At 61.6% G+C, this 16,817-nt stretch carries 15 protein-coding genes and 1 tRNA gene; 11 read left to right on the top strand and 5 right to left on the bottom strand.

The genetic code is table 11. From position 1 onward, the window contains the following. The first annotated feature begins 55 nt into the window (after positions 1-55). Both B3605_RS16395 and B3605_RS16390 read left to right on the top strand, forming a co-directional pair. The gene (locus tag B3605_RS16395; RefSeq protein ID WP_018902358.1) at positions 56-478 is read left to right on the top strand and encodes a TadE/TadG family type IV pilus assembly protein; all 423 of its coding nucleotides are present in this window, start codon (positions 56-58) and stop codon (positions 476-478) included. Beyond that, entirely contained in the window at positions 475-2,214 is a 1,740-nt protein-coding gene (locus B3605_RS16390; protein WP_296435078.1) for a pilus assembly protein TadG-related protein, read from the top strand. Before B3605_RS16395 ends, B3605_RS16390 begins: the two co-directional genes overlap by 4 nt. 55 nt (positions 2,215-2,269) lie before the next feature. On the opposite strand, the gene B3605_RS16385 is transcribed toward B3605_RS16390, so the two are convergent. After that, on the bottom strand, positions 2,270-3,643 hold the full coding sequence (locus B3605_RS16385) for a class II 3-deoxy-7-phosphoheptulonate synthase (protein WP_018902356.1): 1,374 nt from the start codon (positions 3,641-3,643) through the stop codon (positions 2,270-2,272). Between the two features lie 324 nt (positions 3,644-3,967). On the opposite strand from B3605_RS16385, the gene B3605_RS16380 reads away from it, so the two are divergent. After that, positions 3,968-5,284 carry a TadE/TadG family type IV pilus assembly protein gene (locus tag B3605_RS16380; RefSeq protein WP_112945867.1) on the top strand — a complete coding sequence of 439 codons (1,317 nt, stop codon included), beginning with the start codon at positions 3,968-3,970 and terminating at the stop codon, positions 5,282-5,284. A 23-nt stretch (positions 5,285-5,307) separates the two neighbouring features. On the opposite strand, the gene gor is transcribed toward B3605_RS16380, so the two are convergent. The 3 genes from gor to rpiA all read right to left on the bottom strand — a co-directional run bounded on the left by gor (position 5,308) and on the right by rpiA (position 8,101). Then, positions 5,308-6,693, bottom strand: a complete 1,386-nt coding sequence (gene gor / locus B3605_RS16375; RefSeq protein WP_112945847.1) for a glutathione-disulfide reductase — start codon at positions 6,691-6,693, stop codon at positions 5,308-5,310. Positions 6,694-6,823: 130 nt separating this feature from the next. Then, positions 6,824-7,387: a DUF2059 domain-containing protein gene (locus B3605_RS16370; protein WP_112945848.1), complete on the bottom strand. Its 564-nt coding sequence runs from the start codon at positions 7,385-7,387 to the stop codon at positions 6,824-6,826. A 15-nt stretch (positions 7,388-7,402) separates the two neighbouring features. Further along, entirely contained in the window at positions 7,403-8,101 is a 699-nt protein-coding gene (gene rpiA, locus B3605_RS16365; protein ID WP_112945849.1) for a ribose-5-phosphate isomerase RpiA, read from the bottom strand. 208 nt (positions 8,102-8,309) lie between these two features. Here rpiA and B3605_RS16360 point away from each other — a divergent pair, with 208 nt between their 5' ends. Continuing rightward, positions 8,310-9,005 carry an HAD family hydrolase gene (locus B3605_RS16360; RefSeq protein WP_112945850.1) on the top strand — a complete coding sequence of 232 codons (696 nt, stop codon included), beginning with the start codon at positions 8,310-8,312 and terminating at the stop codon, positions 9,003-9,005. A gap of 267 nt (positions 9,006-9,272) precedes the next feature. After that, positions 9,273-9,641 (top strand): hypothetical protein, encoded by a 369-nt coding sequence (locus tag B3605_RS16355; protein ID WP_047512017.1) that lies wholly within the window; start codon positions 9,273-9,275, stop codon positions 9,639-9,641. Positions 9,642-9,710: 69 nt separating this feature from the next. On the opposite strand, the gene lipB is transcribed toward B3605_RS16355, so the two are convergent. Beyond that, on the bottom strand, positions 9,711-10,427 hold the full coding sequence (gene lipB / locus B3605_RS16350; RefSeq protein ID WP_112945851.1) for a lipoyl(octanoyl) transferase LipB: 717 nt from the start codon (positions 10,425-10,427) through the stop codon (positions 9,711-9,713). A 178-nt stretch (positions 10,428-10,605) separates the two neighbouring features. On the opposite strand from lipB, the gene B3605_RS16345 reads away from it, so the two are divergent. The 6 genes from B3605_RS16345 to B3605_RS16320 all read left to right on the top strand — a co-directional run. Then, positions 10,606-10,690: transfer RNA gene (locus tag B3605_RS16345), tRNA-Leu, on the top strand. Between the two features lie 133 nt (positions 10,691-10,823). Next, positions 10,824-11,750, top strand: coding sequence for a DMT family transporter (locus tag B3605_RS16340; RefSeq protein ID WP_112945852.1), 927 nt, complete (start codon positions 10,824-10,826; stop codon positions 11,748-11,750). A 96-nt stretch (positions 11,751-11,846) separates the two neighbouring features. Beyond that, positions 11,847-12,554 carry a hypothetical protein gene (locus B3605_RS16335; protein ID WP_112945853.1) on the top strand — a complete coding sequence of 236 codons (708 nt, stop codon included), beginning with the start codon at positions 11,847-11,849 and terminating at the stop codon, positions 12,552-12,554. A 90-nt stretch (positions 12,555-12,644) separates the two neighbouring features. Next, a complete protein-coding gene (locus B3605_RS16330) occupies positions 12,645-14,654 on the top strand; it encodes an acetyl-CoA carboxylase biotin carboxylase subunit (RefSeq protein WP_112945854.1) in 2,010 nt (669 codons plus the stop codon). Between the two features lie 98 nt (positions 14,655-14,752). After that, entirely contained in the window at positions 14,753-16,024 is a 1,272-nt protein-coding gene (locus B3605_RS16325; RefSeq protein ID WP_112945868.1) for a hypothetical protein, read from the top strand. Positions 16,025-16,158: 134 nt separating this feature from the next. Continuing rightward, on the top strand, positions 16,159-16,817 hold a 659-nt coding region (locus B3605_RS16320; protein ID WP_296435067.1), incomplete at its 3' end, for an alcohol dehydrogenase catalytic domain-containing protein.

Here is a 16,817-nt window from a genome sequence, read left to right as displayed (position 1 = left end):
ATGTATCCTTCGGTTGTCCTCGCTGCGGCGTTGACCATTGCAAGGAGTGCAGTGCATGAGGAATGCCCGACGTCTTCTCGCCAACCGGCAGGGTGCGGCCGCGATCGAATTCGCAATCGTTGCACCGGTTTTCCTGCTCGTCCTTCTCACCCTGATCGCCTATGGCATCTACCTGAGCGCCGCCCATGCGCTGCAGCAATTGACGGCGGATGCGGCACGCACAGCGGTGGCCGGCCTTTCCGAGCAGGAACGCGCCCAGCTCGTCAACAACTACATCGCGCTCTCGACCCTCAACGACCCGCTGATCGACCGCAAGAAACTCCAGGTCACTGTCGCCACCGACCCCACGAACGCCAATCAGTTCACGGTCACGACGGAGTATGACGCCAGCGCCTTACCGATCTGGAATCTCTACACATTCCCGCTTCCGGACACCAAGATCCGCCGCTTCGCCACCATCCGCATGGGTGGTATATGAAACCAGGCATAAGGCGATATCTGGCGGGTTTCAGCACCCGCCGGGATGGCAACATCGCGATCATGGCAGCGCTCTCGGCGCCATTAATCATTTCCACGCTGGCACTCGGAATCGACTTTGGCGCGATGACGCTGCAGCAGCGACGTCTGCAGCAATTGAGCGATATCGGCGCCATCGTCGCCGCCTCCGACATCAACAACGCCGCCAGCAACCTGGTCACCAACTACCAGCAGAACGGCTTGAACGTCGCGGTAAAGTCAGGCGTGGCTTACGCAACATCGTCTGGAACCAAGCTGCTGAACGCCGCCCAGCTCGACACTTACGATGCCGTCGTCCAATACACGCCAGGGATTTATCTGGCCGACCCCGCCGTGCCGCTGGCACAGCGCTTCGTGGCCGGCACCCAGCCTTATGATGCCGTCAAGGTTGCGATTCAGCAGAAGGCGCAGTTGACCTTCGCAGCCTCCATCATCCCACCTCCGACACTCGGCGCAACGGGAACCGCATCCGCCTCCAAGCTCGCCGCCTTCTCCGTCGGCTCCCGTCTGGCGAGCATCAACGGCGGCATCCTCAATGCCGTTCTCGGCGGCTTGCTCGGCACGACAGTCTCGCTGAAGGTGGCAGATTACGACGCACTCGCCGCCGCCAATATCGACCTTCTGTCCTATCTCGACCTTCTCGCGACCAAGCTCAACCTCACCGCCGGCACCTATGACGACCTGCTGGCAACCGACATCTCCTATCCACGCCTGCTCGACACGCTGGCGGCCACGCAAGGGCTGACGCCAACCGTCAGCAAGGCGATCACCTCGCTCTCCAAGGGGCTCGGCACCACGCAGATCAAGGTCAAGCTGCAGAACCTCATGAGCCTCGGCTCTGTCGGCGAGCGGATGATCGGCTCCGGATCGCACTTGCTGCTTGAGGCAAGCGCTCTCGACATCATCTCCGCCAGCGCCTTCGCCGCCAACCAGGGCAAGCAGGTCGGTGTCAATCTTGCCGGCACCGTCCCGGGGCTGACGAGCGTCACGCTGAAGATCGCGATCGGCGAGCGCCCCAAGGGCATCGCTTCCAACGCCATAGGCACCACCGGATCGGCCGTCCGCACGGCTCAGATCCGGATTGCCATCGAAGCGGGCGTCACGGGGCTGAGCACCATCGCCGGCATCAAGCTGCGCGTGCCGCTCTATGTCGAGGCCGCCTATGCCGAAGCCAAGCTCGCGAGTTTCTCCTGCCTCGGCGGCGGCCCGAAAAGCGCCAGCATCGGCGTCGATGTCGTGCCGGGGGTCGCCGAGATCGCGCTTGGCGATGTCGATCCGACCGCCATGGCCAATTTCGGCACCAAGCCGCGCGTCACATCAGCCACCATCATCGACGCCCTGCTCCTCAAGGTGAACGCGCTCGCCGATATCAACCTCACCAACACCAGCAAGACGCGCCTGACATTCCAGCCCAACGACATCACCAACAAGGCGGTCAAGAACGTCTCGACAAGGGACACGCTCACGTCAGCCGTGCAGTCACTGATCGCCGGCACCGATATCCAGATCCAGCTGCTGATCCTGACGCTCGGAACCAACAAGGCGGTCATGCAGGCGATCGCCGATACGCTGTCGAGCGTCACCACACCGCTCGACGACGTGCTCTACAACACGCTGCTGATGCTGGGGATCAAGATCGGCGAGGCCGACGTGCGCTTCACCGACGCGCGGTGCCAGCAATCCGTGCTGGTGCAATGAAAAAGCCCGGCACGATGGCTGGGCTCCTTCAATCAGTCTAATCAGGCGATCAGCCTCAGCCGTTGACGGCCATCCGCTTTTCGTCGCGGCCGCTCTTCATCCGCTCGGAGAGCAGGAAGGCGAGCTCGAGCGCCTGATCGGCATTGAGACGCGGGTCGCAATGCGTGTGGTAGCGGTCGTGCAGGTCTTCCGCCGTCACGGCGCGCGCGCCACCCGTACATTCGGTCACGTCCTTGCCGGTCATCTCGATGTGGATGCCGCCGGGATGCGAGCCTTCCGCGCGATGGATCTGGAAGAAGCTTTCGACTTCCGACAGGATCCGCTCGAAGGGCCGCGTCTTGTAGTGGTTGAGCGTGATCGTGTTGCCGTGCATCGGATCGCAGGACCAGACGACCTTGCGGCCTTCCTTCTCGACAGCGCGGATGAGGCGCGGCAGATGCTCGGCGACCTTGTCGTGGCCGAAGCGGCAGATCAGCGTCAGACGGCCGGCTTCGTTCTGCGGGTTCAGAACGTCGATCAGGTTCAAGAGATCGTCCGCCTGCAGCGTCGGGCCGCACTTCAGACCGATCGGGTTCTTGATCCCACGGCAGTATTCCACATGCGCGTGATCGAGCTGGCGCGTACGGTCGCCGATCCAGATCATGTGGCCAGACGTGGCGTACCAGTCGCCCGAGGTCGAATCGACGCGCGTCAGCGCTTCTTCGTAGCCGAGAAGCAGCGCTTCGTGGCTGGTGAAGAAATCGGTTTCGCGCAGGCTCGGCTGGTTCTCGGCGGTGATGCCGATCGCCTTCATGAAATCCATCGTCTCGCTGATGCGATCCGCCAGCTTGCGATAGCGCTCGCCCTGCGGGCTGTCCTTGATGAAGCCGAGCATCCACTGGTGCACGTTCTCGAGGTTGGCATAGCCACCCATCGCAAAGGCGCGCAGCAGGTTCAGCGTCGCGGCCGACTGGCGGTAAGCCATGGCTTGGCGTTCCGGGTTCGGAATACGCGCTTCCTCGGTGAACTCGATGCCGTTGATGATATCGCCGCGGTAGCTCGGCAGCGACACGCCATCGAGCGTTTCAATGCCCGAGGAGCGCGGCTTGGCGAACTGACCGGCGATACGGCCAACCTTGACGACAGGAAGCTGCGCGCCATAGGTCAGGACGACAGCCATCTGCAGGAAGGCGCGGAAGAAGTCGCGGATATTGTCCGCGCCGTGTTCCGCGAAGCTCTCGGCGCAATCGCCACCCTGCAAGAGGAAGCCGTTACCTTCGGCCACATTGGCAAGATGCTTTTTGAGACGACGCGCCTCGCCTGCGAAAACGAGCGGAGGATACGACGCCAGCTGGGCTTCCGTCGCCGCAACTGCTGCCTGATCCGGATAATCCGGAACCTGCTGGATCGGTTTTTGCCGCCAACTGTTCGGAGTCCAATTCTGTGCCATCTCGTTCACCTGTCTCAGTATCCGGTACCGGCCGGATATCCCGTCTTTAAAATACTGGCGGCTTATAGCCGTTTAGCTTGATCTTGCATAGCGGGGTTCGGCGCGCTTTTGTCCGCCTCATCGCGCCATGCGATGACGCCCTATAAAGGTATTCGCGGCCGCGTTTTCAAACATCCTGAGCGCGCTTAACGTTCGATATACCAAGACGCTTTGTATCTAATTTATGCTTTGACACTAAGGATGCTCCTGTTTTCAGACAGCCGAGCATGATGCTCCCGCTTTTTCAGCCATGACTTTTCCCGTTTCAGGATATTTCCAATGCGTATGTTTGATCGCCTCTTGGCGGATCGATCGGGCAATTTCGGCCTGATTACCGCCCTCCTCGCGGTTCCGCTGATCGGCGCTGCCGGCCTCTCGATCGATTTCTCGCACGCGCTCAGCATGCGCACGCAGCTACAGGCCGCAGCCGATGCCGCAGCCGTCGGCGCCGTCGCGCAAATGTCGCCGGCGATGAAGAAGGCCCAGACCATGACCGGCGACGGCCCGATCGCGACAGGCAAGACAGACGCCCAGGAGCTGTTCCGCTCACAGATATCAGGCGAAGCCGCCAACTTTCCGATCGACGTCAGCGTCGATGTCGTGAAGACCGGCAGCGCGCTGACATCATCCGTCACCTTCCAGACGAGGGTGCCGACCACATTCATGCAGATCCTCGGCCAGACCAGCATGCCGATTTCAGGCACGGCCACGGCGCGCTACGAAACGCCGTCCTACATGGATTTCTACATGCTGCTCGACAACACGCCTTCGATGGGCGTCGGCGCGACGCAAAGCGATATCGACAAGATGCTAAAGGCCACGAAGTCTGGCTCCGACGGCACCTGCGCATTCGCCTGTCACATCGTCTCGACATCAGGCGTCGAGGACAAGAACAGCTATTACAACATCGCCCGAAACAACAAGATAACGATCCGCATCGACGTCGTCGCTCAGGCGGTCAAGGCGCTGATGGCGAAGGCGACAGACACGCAGACCATGGACAACCAGTTCCGCGTCGCCGCCTACACATTCGGCAAAACCGCGCAGGACGCCAAACTGTTCAAGGTCGCCGAGATCAACAACGACCTCGGCAGGGTCGCGACCGCAACCAGCGCCATTCAGCTGATGAGCATACCGTACCAGAACTACAACAACGACCAGCAGACGAGCTTTGATAGCGCACTCTCCGGCATCAAGGACGAGATCAAGGGCACCATCGGCAAGGGCACAAGCGACGCCGACCGCCAGAAGATCGTGTTCTTCGTGGCCGATGGCGTCGGCGACAGCGCCAAGTCGTCAGGCTGCACCAGCCCGCGCGGCGCCAATGGCAACCGCTGCATCGAGCCCATCGACGTCAAGAGCTGCACGGCGCTCAAGGACAAGGGCATCAAGATCGCCGTCCTCTACACGCCCTATCTGCCACTGCCCGAAAACGGCTTTTACAACGATTGGGTCAAGCCTTTCGAAGGCAAGATCTCGACGAAGATGCAGGAATGCGCAAGCCCCGGTCTCTACTTCGCCGTCAGCCCCACCGACGGCATCGCCGAGGCCATGCAGGCGCTGTTCATGAAGATCGTCAGCACGCCCCGCATCACCAGCTAGTAGGTATCACCAGCTGACGCGCGTCAGACCCGCACGCCATCCTTCAGACGGTAGCTCGGCGCATACATGGTGACGAGCTCTTCGGCGGCGGTCGGGTGCACCGCCATCGTCCGGTCGAAATCATCCTTGGTGCAGCCGGCCTTCAGCGTGATGCCAAGCAGCTGCGCCATCTCGCCGGCGTCATGGCCGAGAATATGGGCGCCGATAACCTTGCGGCTCGCCGCATCGACGATCAGCTTCATGATCATCTTCTCTGTCCGTCCCGACAGCGTCGCCTTCATCGGCCGGAACTGCGCGCGGTAGACCTCGACGTCGCTGTAGCGCTTGCCGGCCTCTTCCTCGGTCAGCCCCACCGTGCCGATCTCGGGCTGCGAGAAAACAGCGGTGGCGATCGTATCGTGGTCCGGTTTCGTCGGGTTGTTCTTGTATTCGGTCTCGATGAAGCACATCGCCTCGTGGATCGCCACCGGCGTCAGCTGTACCCGGTCGGTGACATCACCCAGAGCGTAAATATTCTCGACATTGGTGCGCGAATAATCGTCGACCACGATGGCGCCCTGCGCATTCGTATCGACGCCGGCCGCCTCGAGCCCGAGCCCATGCGTGTTCGGCACGCGGCCGATGGCGAGCATCACCACGTCGGCATTCATCGTTCCGTTGTTGAGCGTCTCGACGACCAGCCCGTCCTCGCCCTTCGCCACGCTCTTCAGCATGTCGTGGCACTGGATCTTGATGCCCTTGGCCACCATCGCCTCATGCAGGCCGCGGCGCAGGTCATGATCGAAACGCGACAGTATTTCCGCCCCGCGATAGACGAGCGTCGTGTCGACGCCGAGCCCATGGAAGATATTGGCGAACTCGACCGCGATATAGCCGCCGCCGACGATCACGATCGAGCGCGGCAGCTCCTCCAGATGAAACGCCTCGTTGGAGGTGATGCAGAGATCATGGCCGGGCAGCGCGCCGTGAAGGTTCGGGGTCCCGCCGGTCGCGATGACGATCGTCTTCGCCGTCACTGTCTTGCCGGTGTTGACCAGTCGCACGGTGTGCCGGTCGACGAGTTCGGCGCGCGTGTCGAGGATCTCGGCGTTGGCGCCCGAAAGCCCCTTCTTGTAGAGCCCCTCGAGCCGGGTGATCTCCGCATCCTTGGCCGCGATCAGCTTCTTCCAGTCGAACGTGCTTTCGCCCACGGTCCAGCCGAAGCCTGCCGCATCCTCGAAATGCTCGTGATATTGCGAGGCATAGACGAACAGCTTCTTCGGCACGCAGCCGCGAATGACGCAGGTGCCGCCGTAGCGATACTCTTCGGCGATCGCCACCTTCTTGCCGAGTGCCGCCGCAACACGCGCGCTGCGCACCCCACCCGAGCCGCCACCGATGACAAAGAGGTCGTAATCATAGGCTGTCATGGGGATCTCCGGCACAAAACATCAGAAGGAAGGAATCGTCAGAAGGAAGGAAGACTTGATATAGTATCGATATCGCCAAAAACAAAAGCCCCGGCGAACCGGGGCTTCGTATCGAGCGATGATGCGAGCCTTACGGCTTGGCAGCAGGCTTTGCGGCCGGAGCTGCAGGATCGGTGCCAGCGCCCGGGGCCGGCTTGATAACCTTGGCAAGCTCGGTGCTGGTCGACTTCTGCAGGTCGCGGGAGATGCCCTGCGCCCAGATGTCGGCGGCCTTGACGGTTTCGCGCGAAGCGATCGGGCCGTCCTTCAGGAGCTTCTGGCCAACCGGCGAGCCGTAAAAGGCGGCGATCGCATTAAGTTCCTCGACCGTGAACGCCTTGGCGTAGGTGACCGCCGCTTCCTTTTCGAGATCGGCACGACGCGGTGCAAGCGCCAGCGCCTGCTTGTCGACTTCGGCGGTGATCTGGTCCTGGTAGTTCGGCGAATCCTGGATCAGGTCGGCCTTCAGGCGCTCGGCAAGACCCGGCAGGATGTTGTCGAACTGGGTGGTGGCGCCGATTGCGTCGATAGCCGCGCGGGCTGCCTTCAGCTGTTCCGGCGACGCTTCCTGCGCGTGGGCTGCAGAGCCCAGGACAACACCCGAGAGAATGACGGTCGCAGCAGCAAAACGGCCAAAACCTGCAAATTTATTCATGAGTTCCAACTCCTGTTACCTTGTTGCCCGCAGCTCGCGCGCGCCCGCCGGACCGGCGATGATCGCCAGCGCGGCCATATTGAGAAAGAGCCCGTGCTCCACGACGCCGGGGATCGCATTCAACTGGGTCGAAAGCGCCTCTGCATCAGGAATACGGCCAAAAGATGCATCGATAATGTAGTGTCCGCCATCCGTGGTGAAATTGCCGTCGCCGGATTGGCGCAGCGACAACGCACCCGAAAGGCCAAGCCTCGCGGCCGTCTTTTCGATCGCGATGCGCGTCGAAACGAGGCCGAACATGTTGACTTCGATCGGCAGCGGAAAGGCGCCCAGCGTCTCCACCAGCTTGCTTTCGTCGGCGATAACGATCACGCGGGCAGAAGCTGCGGCAACGATCTTCTCGCGCAGCAAGGCTCCACCGCCGCCCTTGATCAGCCCGAGCGCGGCATCGACCTCGTCGGCGCCGTCGATCGTCAGATCGAGTTCCGGCAGCTCGTCGAGCGATTTCAGGGGAACGCCGAGCTCGACGCAAAGCCGTGCCGTGCGCTCCGATGTCGGAACACCCTCGACCTTGAAACCGTCCGCGACCTTCTCGGCAAGCAACCGCACGAATTCCTCGGCCGTGCTTCCGGTTCCGATCCCGAGACGCATCCCATGCTCGACATGGGCGAGTGCCGCAGCCGCGGCCTTGATCTTCATTTCGCGGGCGTCCATGCGCCGCTTACTCCCAGTGTTACGTTACGCATTGTTACGTTGGTTGCGTTGTTTACACGGCCCGCCAGTCAAACGAAAGCCAAAATAACGTCAGACTTTCGAAATCCAAAGCACATGCGGGAGGCCTGCCAGGCCGGGCCAAAGCGTTGCTTTTGCGGCCTTCATCGCTTAACTCGGATGCATCCCAACTGAACAGGCGAAAACTCCATTGACCCCTGCCCTTGTCGTCTTCGATCTCGACGGAACCCTCCTCGACACCCATGTCGACCTTGTCGACAGCCTCAATTACACGATCGCAGCGCTCGACCTCGCGCCGGTCACCTATGACGACCTGACGCATCTGGTCGGCCACGGCGCCAAGGTGATGATCGAAAGAGCCTGCAAGCTGCAGGGGCATCCGCTGGAGCCCGAGAAATTTCCTGATCTGCTCGAGCGCTTCATCACGCATTACACGGACAACATGCCGGGTGCGACGGTCCCCTATCCCGGACTGATCGACGCGATGGATCAGTTGAAAGCCAAGGGATACAAGCTCGCCGTCTGCACCAACAAGCTGGAGGGCCTTGCACGCACCCTGCTGGAGCGGCTGCAGCTCACCCATTATTTCGACGCCATCACCGGCGGCGACACATTCGCGGTGCGCAAGCCCGATGCCGGCCATCTGCTCGGCACGATCGAAAAGGCCGGCGGCGACCCGAAGCGTACGATCATGATCGGCGACAGCGCAAACGACATCCTCGTTGCGCGCAATGCCGCCATCCCCTCGATCGCCGTGCCCTTCGGCTATTCCGACGTTCCGATCGAAAGCCTGCAGCCGACGCGCATCATCAAGACCTTCAGCGAGCTCACGCCTGCGCTGGTGGACGAACTGATCGACACGGCCGACCTGCGCAACGCTGGCTAACATTTTCTGTCAAAACAGGGTTGTTTTGGCCGAAAACATCATCTCCCGATTGCCGAGATGGCGCGACGTCACTCGCTGGTTTAGCGAATCGCCAAGCCAATCAAATAGCGATCAAACACAGTCGCGGCGCCGTGATTTCATGTGAAAAAACGTGCGCGCGACTGTCAGATACTCTTCACAATCCGGCCTCAATTGAGGCGCGAACTTGCTCTTGCCGAGGGTAATGGACGTCACATTGTGTGCAACAATGGATTGAGGAGATCTGATATGCGCATTCAATTTGCAGCCGCCGCAGCCGTGCTTACCCTCTGCCTTTCCGGCGCCGCCTTTGCCCAGCCGATGTATTCCAACGACTATACCAACGACAGCGACGGTTTCGCTCCCGTCAAAGTTGCTCCGCCGAAGCCCGTTCACTACACGCAGCACAAGGCACCGGAATATTCCGACGACTACACCAACGACAGCGATGGTTTCGCTCCCGTTCGCGTCGCACCGCCGGTCGACAAGATGTCGACGGCAAGCATCAAGCCACTCCCCCCATGCGACTATTCGCCGAAAGGTCACGGCCTGCACACCGCAGGCGGCGACAGCGGCGCCTCGCATACCGATGCCTGCCGCGACGTCGGCACCAAGTAGACGCGAAAAAGCGAAAGGGCCGACGAAACGCCGGCCCTTTCTCAATATCAGCACCGCCTGATTCCGCGCTCAGCCGTTCACCGTCTCGCCGAAGACCGATTCGAACGATTCGCGAAGCAGCACATCCACATCATCCATCGTCACCGGCAGGCCGAGATCGACCAGGCTCGTGACGCCGTAGGCCGAAATCCCGCAGGGTACGATTCCCCCGAAATGATCGAGATCGGGTTCGACGTTGAGCGACAGCCCATGAAACGTTACCCATTTGCGCAAGCGGATGCCGAGTGCGGCGATCTTGTCTTCCGCCACCGTCCCATCGGGCAGCGGCGGCCTGTCGGGGCGACAGACCCAGACGCCGACGCGATCCTCGCGCCGCTCGCCGCGCACGTTCATCTCACCCAGCGTGCGAATGATCACCTCCTCCAGCGCCGCCACGAAGGCGCGAACATCCTGGCGGCGGCGTTTCAGGTCGAGCATCACATAGGCGACCCGCTGGCCAGGCCCATGATAGGTGTACTCCCCACCGCGCCCGGTGGCATGAACCGGGAAGCGGTCAGGCTGCACGAGATCGCGTGCATCTGCGCTGGTTCCGGCAGTATAGAGCGGCGGATGCTCAAGCAGCCACACCATCTCGTCGCCACCCTCGGCAATCGCTGCCACTTCCTGCTCCATGATATCCACAGCCTCCTGATAGGGCACCAGCCCATCGGAGATCCGCCAGCGCACCGGGCGCGAGCCCGCCTGTGGAAACATGGAAAAATCGAGGTCCGTTCGTAACATAGCCATTCCTTGCGGCCCGCAGCGCCTGTGATCGCGGGCTTTTTCGAGCATCTATATGGCTCCGAATTGCTGCCTTTACAAACGCTGTCACCTTCTTTGAAAAAATCTGTCACATGGCCCTTGTGTCCCGAAAAACCTTTTGCTACATGCTGCGTCGCCGGCACAAACCGGCACCTACCACGATGCGGTCGTGGCGGAATTGGTAGACGCGCAGCGTTGAGGTCGCTGTGGGGCAACCCGTGGAAGTTCGAGTCTTCTCGACCGCACCATCTCTCTCCTGAGGAGTGAGACCAGCCAGAGCAACTGGCTCCCGACGACGCGATATGTCGTCCGCGGCATCTCTTAACGAGAGATTTTATTGTCTATAACGGCTGGATCCCAGCCCAATGAAATTTCTCGAAGATGTCCGATAAAACCGACCTGCACAATCCTCTGCAAGGCATGGCGCTGATGGCCGGCGCAATGATCGTCCTCCCCGCCATGGATGCGATCGCCAAGTACATGGCGACGTTCGAGGGCATGTCGCCTGGACAGGTCACTTTCTACCGATTCTTTTTCCAGCTCGTCTGCACGCTGCCGATTCTCTTCATCATGTTCGGCTGGGGCGCGCTGTCGGCCAAGCGCCCCTGGATGAATTTGCTGCGCGGCGCGCTGCATGGGGCAGCCAGCCTCCTGTTTTTCGTTGCGGTCAAGTACATGCCGCTCGCCGACGTCTTCGCCATCTATTTCGTCGAACCCTTCATGCTCGCCGGCCTTTCGGCGCTTTTCCTCGGCGACAAGGTCGGCTGGCGGCGCTGGACGGCGATCGTGGTTGGATTCGGCGGCGCGATGATCGTCATCCAGCCGAGCTATGAAGTCTTCGGCCTCAAGGCGCTGCTGCCCGTCTGCTGCGCCTTCCTTTATTCGCTCTATCTTTTCCTCAACCGCGCCATCGGCAATGCCGATTCGCCTTTGACCATGCAGACCATGGCCGGCATCGGCGGCACGCTCTTCATGTCAGGCGCACTTTTGGTCGGAAACGGCATGGGCGTCAGCGATTTCGATGTCTCGCTCCCGACATCGATACTCGGCCTCGTATTGCTTCTGATTCTCGGCTCGCTCTCCGGCTACGTGCACATGATCGTCGTGCGGGCCTTCCGCATGGCGCCGCTCTCGCTTCTGGCGCCGTTCCAGTATTTCGAGATCATCTCCGCCACCATCTTGGGCTACGCCCTGTTCGGCGATTTTCCGAACCTCTCCAAATGGGTGGGAATCATGATCATCGTCGCTTCCGGCCTCTTCATCATCTGGCGCGAACGGGTGCAGGCGCGGGCCGCCAAACAGGCCTGAGCCGTAAACACCTTGTTAACTCCGCCTATTGAGAGAACATCAATTCGCTGGCGCTAGAAGAATCTTCGGCTTCATGATGAGGCCTGGAGAGAAAAGATGAGCGAAATTCGACTCGCTTTTCCGGCATGTGTCATCGCCGGAAAGCATCGACTTGGCGTGGAGGATATCGATCTTCTGCGCAGACACAGTTTTCCCGAGGGAATCAGGACCGCCGACGACGTCGTCGTCATGCTGGCACTGAACAATTCTTGCCCCGAGAAATGCCCCGAATGGAATAGCTATTTCGTGGAGCAGCTCGCGGCCTTCATCGTCCAATATAACTATCCGCAAGGCTCTCTCGACGAAATCAACGTCGCCTGGCTGATGCGCATGGTCTCGACCGACGGCATCGTCCATTCGGCCGTCGAGCTGGAGCTTGTGCTTCACGTCATCGAGATTTCGGCCTATGTGCCGGACGAGCTGCGCGCCTTTGCGCTCGATCAGCTGCGCCTCGCGCTGTCGGACAATCGCGGCGCCTATCACAAGAGCCGAGCCATCGATCGCCGGGGAATTACGAGGCAGGATGTGGATTACATCATGCGCATCCTGCGCGCGCTCAGCGACGGCGGTACCATAACGGTACAGGCGCTCACCTGGGCGGTGCTGATGCAAATCGGCGAAGAGACGCTTCCCGCGTCGAACCATCCGCGCTGGTCGCAGATCGTCTCGGCGCTCACCCTCACCGATTACGCCGAGGCACCGCGTCGCACCCGCTGGCTCCGGATCGTCGACGACAGGCTCGGAACAGAGGCGGCCGTCGCCTGATCGCCTCGCTGTTCTCCGTGCCCTATCCGTGATTGTGCGTTCCAGTCTTTATGCTTAAGACTCGGAACGCAGGTCACGGGTGGAGTCTTCATGTTCACGAAAATTCTGATCGCCAATCGCGGCGAGATCGCTTGCCGCGTCATCAAGACGGCGCGCCGCATGGGGGTTGCGACCGTCGCCGTCTATTCCGACGCCGACCGCGATGCGCTCCATGTCGAGATGGCCGATGAAGCCGTCCACATCGGCCCAGCCGCAGCCGCCGAGAGCTATCTGGTAGCAGAGAAAATCATCGACGCCTGCAAAAAGACCGGCGCTGAGGCCGTCCACCCCGGTTACGGCTTCCTCTCCGAGCGCGCCTCCTTCTGCGAGGCGCTGGAGAAGGAAGGCATCGTCTTCATCGGCCCGAAACCCAAGGCGATCAATGCCATGGGCGACAAGATCGAATCAAAGAAATTCGCGAGCGCCGCCAATGTCTCGACTGTCCCCGGCTATCTCGGCGTCATCGAAAATGCCGAGCACGCCGAAAAGATCGCCGCCGAGATCGGCTACCCCGTAATGATCAAGGCGTCCGCCGGTGGCGGCGGCAAGGGCATGCGCATCGCCTGGAGCGAGGCGGAAGTGCGCGACGGCTTTGACCGTGCCCGCTCCGAGGCCAGAAGCTCCTTCGGCGACGACCGCGTCTTCATCGAGAAATACGTCGTCGATCCCCGCCATATCGAGATACAGGTGCTGGCCGACGCCCACGGCAATGTCATCTATCTCGGCGAACGCGAATGCTCCATCCAGCGCCGCAACCAGAAGGTTGCCGAAGAGGCTCCCTCGCCCTTCCTCGATGAGGCCACCCGCGCCGCCATGGGCGAGCAGTCGGTGGCGCTCGCCAGGGCTGTGGATTACCAGAGTGCCGGCACCGTCGAGTTCATCGTCGATCGCGACCGCAATTTCTACTTCCTCGAAATGAACACCCGCCTGCAGGTCGAGCATCCCGTGACCGAACTCGTCACCGGCATCGATCTGGTCGAGCAGATGATTCGCGTCGCGGCGGGCGAGAAGCTCCCCTTCACGCAGGAAGACATCAAGCTCAACGGCTGGGCCGTCGAAAGCCGCATCTACGCCGAGGATCCCTACCGCAACTTCCTGCCCTCGATCGGCCGCCTGAGGCGCTACCGCCCACCGCAGGAAGGCAAGGCCGGCAACGCTATTGTCCGCAACGACACCGGCGTCTTCGAAGGCGCCGAAATCTCGATGTACTACGATCCGATGATCGCCAAGCTCTGCACTTGGGCGCCGACCCGCGCTGAAGCCGTCGAGGCCATGGGCGAGGCGCTGGATGGCTTCGTGGTCGATGGAATCGAACACAACGTCCCCTTCCTCTCCGCCCTGATGAAGCACCCGCGCTGGCGCGAGGGCCGGCTGTCCACCGGCTTCATCGCCGAGGAATATCCCGATGGCTTCGCGCCCGTGATGCCCGATGAGAGCCAACGCGGCACCCTTGCCGCCATCGCTCTCTCCGCCTCGCTGATCGAAGCCAACCGCCGCGAAACCTTCGCCGACCGGCTGCGCAGCGCCACCGATCCGCTCCGCGATCACTGGTGCGTTAGGCTTGGCGACGACTATATCGACGTGCGCCTGCTAGACGGCCTCGTGACCGTCCCCTTCGAGATGGAAATGGATATCGCCGGGCAAATTTTGAGCGTCGTCACCGACTGGAGACCGGGCGAGCCGGTCTGGCGCGGCAAGGTCGGCCGGCAGCCGGTCACCGCGCAGCTGCGCCCGATCCTCAACGGCGTCAGGCTGGATTGGCAGGGCCTGTCGATCAAGTCCAAGGTGTTGACGCCGCGCCATGCCGAACTCGACCGCCTGATGCCGGTCAAGCTACCGCCAGATACCTCCAAGCTCCTGCTCTGCCCGATGCCTGGCCTGGTCGTGTCGATCGCCGTCACCGAGGGACAGGAAGTGAAAGCCGGCGAGACGCTTGCCGTCGTCGAAGCCATGAAGATGGAGAACGTGCTGCGCGCCGAGCGCGACCTGGTTGTCGGCGTCGTCAACGCCAAGCCGGGCGAAAGCCTGGCTGTGGACGCCGTCATCATGGAGTTCGCCTGACCCGTTCCGGCACACCGCACCGTCACGTTCCGCTCCGCATTTATTAACGCGTCGACGCTAATATTAACCCATCCGGGCCATGCCGGATGGAGTGAATGATGAGTGTCATGCAATCCGCCCTGCTGCTGCTGTTTATCAATCTCGGCATGCTATGGCTTCTGATGCGAATGCCCCTGGGGCTTCGGACGCTGCATGTCAGCCGCTCCTTCGATTGCGCGCCGGAAACCCTCTGGAACGCCATGAACCCGATGGGCTCCAACGCCAGTTGGCACCATCAGGTGATATCAAGCCGCCAGGTGGAAATGGGCGGCAATGTTGTCGAGCAGACCTACCGCTATCAGGATAGAAACGACGCCCCCACTCGCCGCCTGCTCGCGATCGAGCCTCTGGCGGCCCTTGCCTCCAATGCGCAGGGCTTTCAGTCATCCATCGTCGATGACAGCACGCTCGACGCGTCCTTCTGGAAGGATTATCGCGAGCGCCGCATCATCCGGCCCACGGCAGACGGCCGCGCGGTTCTGGAAGTCGACCAGACCGATCGCTATCGCGGCCTCGCCTTCCTGATCTTCCGCTACGTGGCGCTCCACCGCGAAATGAAGGCGCTTGATGGCTGGCTGAAGACCGGTATCTCGCAGCCGCAGGGTTATTTCGAGCACCCGCTCGTGCAGGTCGCGCTCGCGATCCTGTCGACACTGCTTCTCTGGCCCTTCCTCGGCCTCACGCAGCGCGGCCTGATGATCTCGACCTTCCTCACGGTCGTGATCGCCCTCCACGAACTCGGTCACATGGCCGCCTACCGCATGTTCGGCCACACCTCTGTGCGCATGGTCTTCATTCCCTTCCTCGGCGGTATCGCCATCGGCAGCCGGCCGTACCGGTCGCTGTTCGAGGTCGCGACATGCGCGCTGATGGGATCGGGCATGTCGGCATTCCTGGTGCCGATCCTGGTGCTTGGCCATAGCTTCGCCGATCACGGCATCCTCCCTGCCGCCGCCGACGCGCCGATCCTCGTCTTCCTGTTGATCCTAGGCGCGTTCAACCTGCTCAATCTCCTACCCATGCAGCGCTTCGACGGTGGCCAAGTGCTGCGGCAGATATTCAGAACCCAGCGCTCGCAGATCCTCGCGAGCTTTCTGGTCACGCTCTGCATCCTCTGCGTCGGCGCCGAAATCGGGCTTCCCGCGCGCTATCTCGGCATCGGCCTCCTGGTCTTCACGGTCGTCAGCATCATCGGCGGCGGCTCCTTCAAGCCGCGCCAGAAACTCGAGGAAATGAACGGCGGCGAGCGCATGCTGGTCTCCTTCGGCCTCTACGCCGCCATCGCCATGCACGGCTACGCCGTCATCACCGCGATCGACCGGCTGTTTTGACGCAGATGGTATAAAGACCGGCGCAAGCCGCTCATCTGACAAGGATTTTACGAAGCAGCGCGGCTTTTTCCTTGAGCCGCGCTCCTTACGCGTGCAAAAGTCCGCCCGATCAAATCAGCATATTGGAGACTACCATGGACGTTCGCGCCGCTGTTGCCGTACAGGCAGGAAAACCACTCGAAGTGATGACCGTGCAGCTCGAAGGCCCCAAGGCCGGCGAAGTGCTGATCGAGGTGAAGGCCACGGGCATCTGCCACACCGACGACTTCACGCTCTCTGGCGCCGACCCGGAAGGCCTGTTTCCGGCCATCCTCGGCCATGAGGGCGCCGGCGTCGTCGTCGATGTCGGCCCCGGCGTCACCTCGCTGAAGAAGGGCGACCACGTCATTCCGCTCTACACGCCGGAATGCCGCGAATGCTATTCCTGCACCTCGCGCAAGACCAACCTCTGCACCTCGATCCGCTCCACCCAGGGCCAGGGCGTCATGCCTGACGGCACCTCGCGCTTTTCGATCGGCAAGGACAAGATCCACCACTACATGGGCTGCTCGACCTTCGCGAACTTCACCGTTCTGCCTGAGATCGCGCTCGCCAAGATCAACCCCGACGCCCCCTTCGACAAGGTTTGCTACATCGGCTGCGGCGTGACGACAGGCATCGGTGCCGTCATCAACACGGCGAAGGTCGAGATCGGCTCGACCGCGATCGTCTTCGGCCTCGGCGGCATCGGCCTCAACGTGCTGCAGGGCCTGCGCCTTGCCGGCGCCGACATGATCATCGGCGTCGACATCAA

It is taken from the genome of Rhizobium sp. UBA1881 (assembly GCF_002338015.1).
In the GTDB taxonomy this organism is placed as follows: Bacteria; Pseudomonadota; Alphaproteobacteria; order Rhizobiales; family Rhizobiaceae; genus Rhizobium.
This window is presented reverse-complemented; position numbering and strand designations above follow the sequence as displayed.